The organism is Myxococcus llanfairpwllgwyngyllgogerychwyrndrobwllllantysiliogogogochensis (genome assembly GCF_006636215.1).
GTDB classification, from domain to species: Bacteria; Myxococcota; Myxococcia; order Myxococcales; family Myxococcaceae; genus Myxococcus; species Myxococcus llanfairpwllgwyngyllgogerychwyrndrobwllllantysiliogogogochensis.
In genome coordinates this window covers 48,566-59,359 of the sequence record NZ_VIFM01000041.1, presented here as the reverse complement: position 1 = coordinate 59,359, position 10,794 = coordinate 48,566, and the positions used below count along the sequence as shown (strand labels likewise).

Annotated in this window: 11 protein-coding genes; 6 read left to right on the top strand and 5 right to left on the bottom strand. The window is 68.2% G+C overall.

Annotation, left to right across the window (positions count from 1 at the left end; genetic code table 11):
- Positions 1 to 334 precede the first annotated feature (334 nt).
- The 4 genes from FJV41_RS13155 (at position 335) to FJV41_RS13140 (ending at position 4,471) form a co-directional block, all read left to right on the top strand.
- On the top strand, positions 335 to 754 hold the full coding sequence (locus FJV41_RS13155) for a SpoIIAA family protein (RefSeq protein WP_141642807.1): 420 nt from the start codon (positions 335 to 337) through the stop codon (positions 752 to 754).
- Between the two features lie 155 nt (positions 755 to 909).
- On the top strand, positions 910 to 1,320 hold the full coding sequence (locus FJV41_RS13150) for an STAS/SEC14 domain-containing protein (RefSeq protein ID WP_141642806.1): 411 nt from the start codon (positions 910 to 912) through the stop codon (positions 1,318 to 1,320).
- A 452-nt stretch (positions 1,321 to 1,772) separates the two neighbouring features.
- Positions 1,773 to 3,074, top strand: a complete 1,302-nt coding sequence (locus FJV41_RS13145) for a cytochrome P450 (protein WP_141642805.1) — start codon at positions 1,773 to 1,775, stop codon at positions 3,072 to 3,074.
- Between the two features lie 329 nt (positions 3,075 to 3,403).
- Positions 3,404 to 4,471, top strand: coding sequence for a fatty acid desaturase family protein (locus FJV41_RS13140; protein WP_141642804.1), 1,068 nt, complete (start codon positions 3,404 to 3,406; stop codon positions 4,469 to 4,471).
- A 103-nt stretch (positions 4,472 to 4,574) separates the two neighbouring features.
- On the opposite strand, the gene FJV41_RS13135 is transcribed toward FJV41_RS13140, so the two are convergent.
- Positions 4,575 to 5,570 (bottom strand): DUF4846 domain-containing protein, encoded by a 996-nt coding sequence (locus FJV41_RS13135; RefSeq protein ID WP_141642803.1) that lies wholly within the window; start codon positions 5,568 to 5,570, stop codon positions 4,575 to 4,577.
- A gap of 206 nt (positions 5,571 to 5,776) precedes the next feature.
- Here FJV41_RS13135 and FJV41_RS13130 point away from each other — a divergent pair, with 206 nt between their 5' ends.
- Complete coding sequence (locus FJV41_RS13130) at positions 5,777 to 6,376, top strand: CDP-alcohol phosphatidyltransferase family protein (protein WP_141642802.1); 600 nt, start codon at positions 5,777 to 5,779, stop codon at positions 6,374 to 6,376.
- 7 nt (positions 6,377 to 6,383) lie between these two features.
- On the opposite strand, the gene FJV41_RS13125 is transcribed toward FJV41_RS13130, so the two are convergent.
- Both FJV41_RS13125 and FJV41_RS13120 read right to left on the bottom strand, forming a co-directional pair.
- The gene (locus FJV41_RS13125) at positions 6,384 to 6,605 is read right to left on the bottom strand and encodes a hypothetical protein (RefSeq protein WP_141642801.1); all 222 of its coding nucleotides are present in this window, start codon (positions 6,603 to 6,605) and stop codon (positions 6,384 to 6,386) included.
- A 66-nt stretch (positions 6,606 to 6,671) separates the two neighbouring features.
- The gene (locus tag FJV41_RS13120) at positions 6,672 to 7,343 is read right to left on the bottom strand and encodes a hypothetical protein (RefSeq protein WP_141642800.1); all 672 of its coding nucleotides are present in this window, start codon (positions 7,341 to 7,343) and stop codon (positions 6,672 to 6,674) included.
- Between the two features lie 241 nt (positions 7,344 to 7,584).
- Here FJV41_RS13120 and FJV41_RS13115 point away from each other — a divergent pair, with 241 nt between their 5' ends.
- Positions 7,585 to 8,901: a DsbA family protein gene (locus tag FJV41_RS13115; RefSeq protein ID WP_141642799.1), complete on the top strand. Its 1,317-nt coding sequence runs from the start codon at positions 7,585 to 7,587 to the stop codon at positions 8,899 to 8,901.
- Positions 8,902 to 8,920: 19 nt separating this feature from the next.
- On the opposite strand, the gene mltA is transcribed toward FJV41_RS13115, so the two are convergent.
- Positions 8,921 to 10,132, bottom strand: coding sequence for a murein transglycosylase A (gene mltA / locus FJV41_RS13110; RefSeq protein WP_141642798.1), 1,212 nt, complete (start codon positions 10,130 to 10,132; stop codon positions 8,921 to 8,923).
- Between the two features lie 140 nt (positions 10,133 to 10,272).
- The gene (locus tag FJV41_RS13105) at positions 10,273 to 10,662 is read right to left on the bottom strand and encodes an amidohydrolase family protein (RefSeq protein ID WP_141642797.1); all 390 of its coding nucleotides are present in this window, start codon (positions 10,660 to 10,662) and stop codon (positions 10,273 to 10,275) included.
- Between the last annotated feature and the right edge of the window lie 132 nt (positions 10,663 to 10,794).

The following is a 10,794-nucleotide window of genomic DNA, read 5'->3' as shown; positions in this document are numbered from 1 at the left end:
CATCACGCCCTTCGTCCGAGCCCGAGCCGCCCCGCCGGCACCCCGCCGACAGCACCGCGACACCCAACACGAGCACGACGAAGAACGAGCGGACCATGGGTGCCCGGCATGTCTCCAACCCTCCACGCCACCGTCAACCCACTCCGACGACCCACGGTTCTCACCCCAACACCCCCACGAGCACCTCGGAGGCCCCACGTCGGGTAATTCGTGCCCATTTGGAGAAAAACGCCCCTCTGGAACTCCAGGGACCAAACCCAGGGCGTCCGTTTGCCTTCACCCCGGGAACGGGCGTTATCCTTCCGACAGACTGGACCTCTGGGTGGGGGATGACATGGTGGAGAAGGCTCGGGAGTGGAAGTACGGCGCGCATCGGGTTCGCATCGAGCCGCCAGACATCGCGGTGGCGACCTTCGAGGGCCCCATCACGATGGACGACGTGAAGCGCACCTCCGAAATCTACAAGGAGGTCTTCACCGTCCTCGGCCCCTACTACATCCTCGCGGAAATCGGCCGCTCCCAGATTGAGGCCGCCGGCCGCCGCTACCTGTCCGAGAACAACCGCTCCGAGTGGTTCAAGGGCTGCGTCTACGTCGGCGCCGACATCGTCCAGCAGACCTTCGGCAAGGCCATCTCCCTCGCCATGCTCTTCACCGGCAAGTCCAGCTTCGAGACCACCTTCGTCAAGACGCTCGACGACGCCCGCGCCTGGGTCCAGCAGAACCGCGCTCGCTCCCAGCGAAAGGCCGGCTGAGTCTCGCTTCACGGGCTGTGTGAAGTCTGACACCCCCGCTGTCTCCTTCCAGACCCAGGCCCCCTCCGAAAGTCCTGGTTTGGGAGGGAAGACTGGATTCTCGCTCCCTGTTGCCACGGGCGGTATGCTTGTGTCGTCAGCCCAAGGGAGCGCCCATGCAGCAACAGGAATGGAAGTTCGGTGCCCACCAGATTCGCCACGAGGCCCCGGACCTGGTGGTGGCCGTGTTCAGCGGCATGCTGAATCTGGAGGACATGAAGCGGGCCGTTGAAATCTACGGCCAGGTCGCCAAGAGCGGTGGCTATTACATGATTGCCGATATCGGCAACTCGCAGCTCCAGGCGGAAGCCCGCCGGTACCTGTCCGACAACAGCAAGGCGGAGTGGTTCAAGGGCTGCGTCTACGTCGGCGCGGACATGGTCCAGCAGACCTTTGGCAAGGTCATCTCGCTGGGCATGTTCCTGACGGGCAAGTCGGAGTTCAAGACGGAGTTCGTCAAGACGATGGCCGAGGCCCACGCCTGGGTGGAACAGCAGCGCCGCGCCAACCTCCGCAAGAGCGGCTGAGCGCACCCGGTCCGCCTTTTCCGTCGTCTGCTTCAACCTTCGCGGTGGCCCCTGTCCGGGGCCCCGCCGCCCCCCCGGGCCCAGCTCGCGCCTGTAACCGGGTTGAGCGCTGTTTCCTCTCCGAGGACGCGCTCCCCGTACCCCTGGTGCCTGCCGGATTTCTCACAATCCAAGCCGATGCGACGTCCGCGCGTCCGGGCAACCCTCCGGAATCAGACGTGTTCTACAAATACTGAACCTTCGTGGTGTCACAAGAGACCAGTTTCACTAAAAAAATCGCACCATACTGGCATAAACCCGGGAAATTGAGGTATAGGCGGTCATTCTGGAGCCCCCATCGCGCCCGGTATTCCAAGTCAGGGCTCCGGAAGCCGGCTGTGCCCCATGCCTCAACCATCCTTTGTCCGAGCGGTGAGCTGGGGGGGCCCGCGCTCGAACTGACGAGTGACGCCATGCCCGTAACGGTTCAGAAGCAGGAAGAGACCGGTGTTCCGGCCCACGCCCCCGCCTCGCGATGCCCTCACCTGGGGGCGCAGTACAACCCCTTCGCGGGGCCGCACGTCGACAACCCCCACCCCTTCTTCGAGAAGCTGCGCAAGGAAGAGCCGGTCAGCTTCAGCCCGATGCTGGGCATGTGGCTGGTGAGTCGGAACGACGACATCCTCCAGGTGCTCAAGGACACGTCGCGCTTCTCCAACCGGGACATGCTGGTGAGCGGCACCCACCTCACGGAGGAGGCGAAGGGCATCCTCGCGCAGGGCTTTCCCATCGCCCACGTGCTGCTGGGCATGGACCCGCCGGAGCACACCCGCCTGCGACGGCTGATGAACCGGGGCTTCACCGCGCAGCGCATCTCCGGCATGGCGCCCTTCATCGAGAAGATGGCGCGCCAGCTGGTGGGCCGCTTCGCGCAGGAAGGTCACGCGGACCTGGTGGAGCAGCTGGCCTATCCGCTGCCCGCCCACGTCATCCTCGGCGTCATGGGCGTGCCGCAGGAGGATGTCTGGAAGATAAAACGCTGGAGCGCGGACTGGCAGCAGCTCACCTTCGAGCACGTCCCGCCGGAGAAGCAGCCGGAGATGGCTCGCGGCGTGATTGAGTTCCAGCGCTACTGCATCCAGCTCATCGAGGAGCGGCGCAAGGCACCCCAGGAAGACCTCATCAGCTACCTGGTGGAAATCGAGGCCGACGGCGAGGCGCTCACGCTGCACGAGCTGGTGATGGCCATTGGCGCGTCCATGCTGTCCGCCGGCCACGAGTCCACCACGGCGATGATGTCCAACACCTGGAAGCTCGCCCTGGAGCACGGCCTCTGGAAGCGCCTGCGGGACAACCGCGAGCTCGTCCCGAAGTTCATCGAGGAGGGCTGCCGCTACGACTCCGTCCAGCACGCGATGATTCGCACCGCCCTGGAGGACGTGGAGGTCGGCGGCGTCCAACTGCCCAAGGGCTCACGGCTCCTCATGCTGTACGCCGCCGCCAGCCGGGACGAATCGCTCTGCCCCCACTCGAACAAACTCGACGTGGACCGCGAGAAGCCGCCCCAGCACCTCACCTACGGCCGTGGCACGCACTTCTGCCTGGGCGCGCCCCTGGCCCGGCTCCAGGCGCAAATCACCACCAACGTCCTCCTGGACGCACTGGAAGACCCACGCATGGTCCCCAACCAGGACCACGGCACCTGGCAGAGCATCGTCCTGCGCCAGATGCGGCACCTGAAGGTGGAGTGGACGCCGTCCGCGGCTGTCCCGTAGCCACCGCCCTCGGGAAATCGGCGCTTCCCGCGCCTCCCCATCCATGTCATGAGCCGGGCCCTGCGGACCTTCATCGGTCTCCAGGGCCCGGCGCATGTCTGGGCTCTGACTTCAGTGGACCCGTGCCTCCCACAAGCGGTCCACTCGCACCCGGCTTCCGGCCAGAGTCGGAGTCACTGTCGACCCTCATGGGGTTTCGGCGGACTTCACTTGGCTGTTTGAAACGGGCGTGCGTACGTTACAGAGAGAAATTTCTTGCCATACTGGCCGTTCTTGCGAGAAAGAGTCCTGGAATACCCTGCTTGCTCGTAAAGACGAAGGAGCCCCCCATGTACGCCGAGGTCATAGACGAAGCGGATGTGCAGTTCGCGCGGCGCGTCGATCGGCAGGCGCTGGCGAAAATGACCCGGGAGATGTCCCGTGTGAGCAACGTGAGGGCGCTGTGGGCGCTCGGCACGCAATGGCTCGTCATTGTCGCGGCGTTTGCCGCGGTTGTGTGGGTGGACCGGTGGTGGGCCTGGCCCATCGCGGCCCTGGTCATCGCCACGCGTCAGCACGCGATGCTCGCGCTGATGCACGAGGCGGCGCACTACCACTTCCTGTCGAACCGGAAGGTGGGTGACGTGGTGGCGGACTTCCTGTGCGCCTTCCCGCTGAACATGACGACGGCGGGCTACCGGCACCAGCACATGGAGCACCACCGCCACGTCAACACGGCGAAGGACCCGTACTGGGCCTCCATGCAGCAGGACCCGTCCTGGCACTTCCCGCGCACGCCGATGCGCGCCGCGGCGGTGTTCATGGGCGACGCGCTGGGCCTGTACGCGCCCAACCACCTCAAGGTGGTGTTGCCGTGGACGTACTGGGGCCGGCTCCTGGGCGGCGCGAAGCCCAAGGTCTCCGCCGCCGAGCACGTGCGCTACGTCATCTACGTCGCCGCGCTGCTCACCACGCTGGTGATGACGGGCGCGTGGCTGCACTGGCTGCTGTTGTGGGTGCTGCCGACGACGACGGTGATGATGGCCTTCTTCCGGATGCGTGCGCTGGGCGAGCACCCGCTGGACGCCGAAATCAAGGGCGACGAGACGCGCGAGACGCGCGACGTGAAGGGCACGCTGCTGGAGAACTTCTTCGTGGCGCCGCTCAACTGCAACTACCACCTCACGCACCACGCCTTCCCGTCCGTGCCCTTCTACAACCTGCCCGTCATGCACGAGGAGTTGGACAAGGCGGGCATGCTCGAGGACGGGGTGAACCGCTTCGACACGTACCTGGGCAAGCACAACAGCCTGGTGAAGTACCTGACGCGCAAGCCCGCCACCGTCGCGGAGGCCCTGCCCGCCGCCACGCCGACGCCGACTCCGGCTTCGGGTGTGAGGATGCCGCTGCACTCGTAGCCTCGTGACGACGCACGCATCGCCCTGGCGAGCGAGGCGTTGGCCGCTGTCAGTCACCGTCGGGATGGGGGCCCCGCGGAGAACGACAGGTCGACGACACGCCTCACGGGAAGCGACGCAGCGACGTCCACGGGAAGGGCTTCCAGAAGGGCGTGCTCACCGCGTCGGCATCGAGCGGGAACCAGGGCCCCACGGAGTCATTTCCCGAGGAGAGGACATGGAAGTCCTGAGCGGGCATGAACCCTTGCCCCAGGAGCGCCACGCGGCGGCCCCCCGCGTCGGCCGCCACGTCCAGCACCAGCACCGTGTGCCCCGGGCTGCCGCCCAGCACGAAGAAGTCCCCGCCACGCAGCTCGTCTCGCACGGGACGCCCCTTGGCGCTCTCCAGTGACAGCGTGCCCGCGTAGGTGAAGACCAGGTCCAGGTAGGAACGGAACGCCGCGCGAGAGCTGTCCGCCGCCGCGCTCCTCGCCCACGTCACCTTGGAGCCCGCGATGCGCGCCCGGTCTCCCGCCGCGTACTTCGGCCACGAGGCCAGGTGTCCGCTGGTGAAGCGATAGGCGATGCGCTCCCGTTGCTGACTGGACCACTGCCACTCCGCATGCAGCCGGATGATGGAGTCCGCGCACTGCTGGAGATTGGCCGAGCCGATGTCCAGCTCCGCCACCGCCGCCAGTCGAGCATCGTCGCCGGGCAACACCTCTCCGCCCCGGAAGTGCAGCACCGGCGTGCCCCGCGCGCGCAGGGGCAGGCCGCGCAGCCACGCGCCGAACGAGCCCGTCTCCAACGTCACGCGCGTGTAGCCCTCCGGCGCGGGGATGGCGAGCTCCAGTGGACGGACCTGGGCGTCCTTCGCCAGCCAGCCGTAGCGCGCCAGCTCCTCGCGCGTGGGGACGCGGGGCTCGGCGGAGGCGGTGGACTGCTCGGGGGCCCGTGAAGCCGCCGTCGCGAGCACCGTGCCCCGCAGGCGCGGCGCCAGCGGGCTGGCCCCCGAGGCTGCTGGCCACAACAGCGCCACCAGACAGGCCCGGGCGAGCCACGCCGCCCCGGTGCGAAGTGGAGAGGACGGGGAGAGGGGCGGACACTCGGATGCGGTCACGACGGGAGACTCCAGGCAGGTGGGGAGCGGCGCTCCGGATGGGAGGATTCTCGCCGCTCGAAGGTTCCCTCGCAGCCTCGCGTTTCGTGGAATGCGCACGCGCGTGAGGTCGCCTGCTCTCCGCCGGGCGATGACCGACGACTCGACGACACCTCCTCCTCCCCGGCAGGTGCGTGATGACGCTCGTGCACTACCTTTGAACGAAGATGCGCCGCCAGGCGAGCCTCGTGCTGCTCAACATCCTGTCCCTGTCCCGTCTCCCCATGGCGGTGGCCTTCATCGTCGAGTCCGACGCGAAGGTGCGCGCGGCGCTCGTCGTGCTGGCGGCCTTCTCCGACTTCCTCGACGGCTGGATTGCGCGACACAAGGGCCTGGCCACGCGACTGGGCGCGCTCATCGACCCGGTGGCCGACCGCGCCTTCATGGTGACGGCCATCCTCGTCTGCTACCTCGACGGCCTCATCGCCCTGCCGGAGGTCCTGTTGTTGCTCGTACGGGACATCGGCACCGCGGTGGGCTTCATCGTCACCCGACTGGTGCCGAAGCTGCGACGGGTGGAGCTCAAGGCGCGGATGCTCGGCAAGGTGGTCACCTCGCTGCAACTGGTGACGCTCTTGTGCGTGCTGCTGTTTCCCCCCGCCGTGCGCCCGCTCGTCGCGCTCATCGCCGTGCTGTCGCTCGCCTCGGTGGTGGACTACACGCGCGCGGTGCTGCGCTCCCGGATGAGGGCTCGGAGGGCTTCACCTGTCCCGCGCTCCGACGAACACGGGCCGCGGGGAACGCCTCTCCCCACGGCCCGTAAATAGAAGCGCCTCAGCCCGGAGGTGGAGACGCGGAGTCTTGCGAATCCGAGAGCCCCAGGGCCCGGTCGCGCTCGGGGGATGCGGCGGCGCGCTCGCCTTCACTCATCTCCGACCAGACATCGTCCAGGTCGTCCAACAAGGCATCCTCCTCGGGCGAACCACCCTGTGGATTTCGCGCACGCACACTCTCGAACTTGCGCAGCAGTGCGCGGTATCGGTCAAAGGCCGTCATGACGGGAACCTCCCTGCGAGCGACGACGAACCTGAACGCGAGCGACTGACGGGTCGCTCCCGCGTCTCAATTGTCCGGGTCCTCCTTCCGGAGCACCGAGATTTCCACCGTCTCGTGTTCACCCACCATGTCCACCACCGCGCTGACGCGATCTCCCGGGTCCAGGTCTCGCAAGCCCACGCTCTTTCCGTTGCGCAGCACCCGCGTCCGCGGAGTCACCTCCAGCGTCAGCGGCTCTCCACTGTCCTGCGCGATGACGACATCGGGAGGAGCCACCGAGCGCACCGCCCCCGTGAAGGTGGCCATCACCACCGCCGTCCCCGTCGGCGCCGGCACGTTGGAGCCAGCGGGCGGCACGTCGTTCTCCACCTGTCGTGGCGCGGTGCCAGCGCCCCCCGTGCCGCTCGCCTGGGTATCCGGCTCGGAACCCGCCCGCGCCTGTGTGCCCGAGCCGCCCGTGCCCTGCGCCTGGGCGCCGACCTGCGTGCGCAGCTTCGAGACTTCCTGGCGGAGCTGGCGGACCTCCGCGCGCAGCCCCGACATGCTGTTCCACAGCTCGGACACCTCGGCGGGTGTCGGCGTCTGTCCTGACGGAGGCACCGGCTTCACTACCGAGGGGGCGGCCGGCGGCCGTGCCTCCTCGGACGCTGGCTGCGCCTCCGCCGTACAGCCCCCCGCGCACAGCATGAGCGACAGGCTCGCGACCACGACCGCCATCCAGGCAACCTTCCCTCGCATGAGTCACGGCCTCCCTTCCTCCACAAAGGTGGGGCCTGCCCGCTCATGGACAACCGCCGAAATGGCGGGCAAGCGCCCCGAGAGCAGGCCACCAGGGCAGCGCTGGATGGCCCTCTCCCCTGAAGCCAGGTGCTCCGGCCGACAGGTCGGCCTGACTCGCACCCAGGTCCTCGAAAAAGAGCGCTGAAACTTTCGGCGCGCTCGGCGCACTCCGTGGCGTCACTTTTCCAGGAGTCGTGTCGTGAGCAAGCCATCCGTATGGGTGAGCCTCGTGGTGGGGCTCGTGTTGGGATTCGTGGGAGGCCGCACGTCGGCGCCCGCAGCTGCCCCCAAGGGCACCACTCCCACGCCAGCCGCCGTGGCCCAACCCTCTGACCGCCAGCGCCCTCCCATCTCTCCCGTCGTCTACAAGGTGCCGGTGGATGGCTCGCTCATCCACGGCGAGGAGAGCGCGCTCGTCACGCTCGTGGAGTTCTCCGACTACGAGTGCCCCTTCTGTGCTCGCGGCCACGCCACGGTGAAGCAGTTGCAGCAGCGTTATGGCGACAAGCTGCGCGTGGTGATGAAGCACCACCCGCTGGACATGCACCCGCGCGCCCGGCCCGCGGCGGTCGCGGCGCTGGCCGCCGGAGAGCAGGGGAAGTTCTGGCAGTACCATGACGTCCTCTTCGCCAACCCGAGGGCCCAGTCCGACGCGGACCTGGAGCGCTACGCGAAGGAGCTGGGGCTGGACGTCGCGCGCTGGAAGCAGGACCTGGCGGAGCCGAAGCTCGCCGAGCGCATCCGCCGGGATGAGGCGATGGCGATTCAGCTCGGCGCCACCGGGACGCCGGGCTTCTTCGTCAACGGCCGCTTCATCAACGGCGCCCAGCCACTGACGGTCTTCACCGGCGTGGTGGACGAGGAGCTGAACAAGGCGGAGGCGCTGGTGAAGGGTGGCGTGCCCAAGGCGGACGTCTACGCGCGCATCATCGAGCGCGGCGTGGAGCGCCCGCCCGCGCCTCCCGCTCCGGCGGAGCTGCCCCGGCAGCAGGTGGAGGTGGGTGAGGCGCCCTCGCGCGGCCCCGCCAACGCGCCCGTCACGCTGGTGGCGTGGTCCGACTTCGAGTGCCCCTTCTGCTCTCGCGCGGTGCCCACGCTGAAGGCGCTGGAGAAGGAGTACGAGGGCAAGCTGCGCGTGGCCTTCAAGCACCAGCCGCTGCCCAACCATCCCAACGCGAAGCTCGCCGCGTCCGCGTCCATGGCGGCGCATGAGCAGGGGAAGTTCTGGGAGTTCCACGACCTCCTCTTCGCCAACCAGCGGCAGCTCGACCGGGCGGCGATGGAGGGCTACGCGAAGCAGGTCGGATTGGATGTGACGCGCTTCAAGAACGCGCTCGACGCCAGGAAGTTCGACGCGCGCATCGACCTGGACTCGGCCGAGGGCACGCGGGTGGGCGCCGGGGGGACGCCCACGTTCTTCGTCAACGGCCGCCCCATCGTCGGCGCGATGCCCATCGACCACTTCCGTCGCATCATCGACGAGGAGCTGAAGAAGGCCGGCGTGGCCCAGCGCTGAGCCACCTCCGGGCCTCGCGTCACCGGGCTTCCACCACCGGGACGCGGGGCCTGGGCACCAGGAAGAGCAGCCGCCCCTTCTGCTTCATCATGCCCGCGGCCAGCTCCGCCTCGGGGCCTCGGCCCCAGAAGACATCCACGCGACCCGCGCCCCGGATGGCTCCGCCCGTGTCCTGGTTGAACACGAAGCGCGCCAGCGGCCTCCACTGCACCGAACCATCCGCCATCTTCACCGGGTGGTCCGTGAGGATGAAGGCCAGGCCGCCCTTGGGGAACAGCCGCGCGTCCGTGGCGATGGAGCGGCCCGGTGTCACCTCCCTGCCCAGCGAGCCCACCGCCGCGCCGGGCAGGAAGCGGAAGAAGACATAGGACTCGTTGTAGTCGAGCACGCGGTCGCGCTCGGTGGGGTTCGCCGCCAGCCACGCTCGCAGCGCCTGCATGGACATCTGCTCTCGGGGAATCACTCCCTCCTGGATGAGCAGGGCGCCGATGCTCCGGTACGGACGGCCGTTCGACGCGGCGTAGCCCACGCGACGCTCGCCGCCGTCATTCAGCCGCAGGGTGCCGCTGCCCTGCACCTCCATGAAGAAGAGCGACACCGGGTCCTTCACCCAGGCCAGTTCCAGCTTGCGCGGGCTCAGCCTGCCGCCGCGAATCTCGGCGCGGTTCCAGTAGGGCACCAGTCGCTTGCCCTCCAGTCGCCCGAAGACGCGCTCTGACGCGAAGCGCTCCGCGAAGGGCTCCAGCGGCACCTCGATGAGGTCATCGGGCGCGGACAGCACGGGGACGCGGTACTCGTCGGTTCGCGACAGGCTCGCTTCGAGCACGGGCTCGTAATAGCCCGTGAAGAGCACCGTGCCGTCCTCGCCTCCAGCGGACTCGAGCAGGTCGAAGTCCTCCATCACCGCCTTCGACACCTCCAGCGAGGACATGCCGTCGGTGAGGCGCGCGCGCAGCCGCTCCAGGGCGGATACCAATTCTCCGGCCGTGACCTCGCGCGGGCCGTAGACGAAGCGCTGCTCCACCGGCCGCGTGCGCAGCCAGATGAGGCTCTGGTCCAGCGCGATGCGCAGGGACGCCGACTCGCCGTCGTCCACGAGCTTCACCGTGTCGGAGAACTCCACCAGTGCTTCCTGGGGACGGGTGACCGCTGGACGCGGCACACGCGCACAGGAGGCGCAGACGAGGAGGAGCACCGTGAGCGAGACGCGTCGAGCGGACCGGGAGAGCATGGCCCCTGGTAACTACTCCAGCCGGAGCCCTCGCGACACTTCCGAGGAGCGTGCCGGAGGACGGAGGCTTCGCGAAACGCATGAGCGCGGCGCCATCGACGTGCCTCCCCGCGTGGCGTCGAGGAGCCCTCCGCCAGCTCTCAGCGCGCGGGCGTCGCCACCGGGGACAGCGCTCCCTGGGCGTCCACCACCACCTTGCCGTCCTTCATCACGAAGCGCACCTGACGCAGCGCCTTGAGGTCCTTCAATGGGTCGCCCTTCACGGCAATCAGGTCCGCGAGCCTTCCCGCTTCGAGCGTGCCCACCCGGTCCTGCATGCGCAGCAGCTCCGCCGCGTTCGCGGTCATCGCACGCAGCACGTCCACGGGAGGGACTCCTGCCTCGCCGTAGGCACTGAGCGCGCGCACCGTGGACTCGCCACGCGTCAGCCCCGGCACCGCGAGGTACATGTCCGAGCCCTTCGCGAGCCTGGGGCCCGCGCTCCAACAGCGCCCTCGCAAGGGGAACATCGCCGCGGCCGCCGCCTTCATCCTGGGTGCCGTGGCCGTGGATAGGTATTGCGCCAGGAGTCTCGGGCAAACCGTCCACCTGAGATGAATCTCATTGCCAGATGAACCTCATTTCCACACGGGCCGAGACAACCTGACTTCCATTGTGGTCAC

Bases quoted from the DNA above. Each gene is read 5' to 3' on its own strand.
- FJV41_RS13155 (WP_141642807.1), top strand. From the start codon at position 335: ATGGTGGAGAAGGCTCGGGAGTGGAAGTACGGCGCGCATCGGGTTCGC.
- FJV41_RS13150 (WP_141642806.1), top strand. From the start codon at position 910: ATGCAGCAACAGGAATGGAAGTTCGGTGCCCACCAGATTCGCCACGAG.
- FJV41_RS13145 (WP_141642805.1), top strand. From the start codon at position 1,773: ATGCCCGTAACGGTTCAGAAGCAGGAAGAGACCGGTGTTCCGGCCCAC.
- FJV41_RS13140 (WP_141642804.1), top strand. From the start codon at position 3,404: ATGTACGCCGAGGTCATAGACGAAGCGGATGTGCAGTTCGCGCGGCGC.
- FJV41_RS13130 (WP_141642802.1), top strand. From the start codon at position 5,777: ATGCGCCGCCAGGCGAGCCTCGTGCTGCTCAACATCCTGTCCCTGTCC.
- FJV41_RS13125 (WP_141642801.1), bottom strand. From the start codon at position 6,605: ATGACGGCCTTTGACCGATACCGCGCACTGCTGCGCAAGTTCGAGAGT.
- FJV41_RS13120 (WP_141642800.1), bottom strand. From the start codon at position 7,343: ATGCGAGGGAAGGTTGCCTGGATGGCGGTCGTGGTCGCGAGCCTGTCG.
- mltA (WP_141642798.1), bottom strand. From the start codon at position 10,132: ATGCTCTCCCGGTCCGCTCGACGCGTCTCGCTCACGGTGCTCCTCCTC.
- FJV41_RS13105 (WP_141642797.1), bottom strand. From the start codon at position 10,662: ATGAAGGCGGCGGCCGCGGCGATGTTCCCCTTGCGAGGGCGCTGTTGG.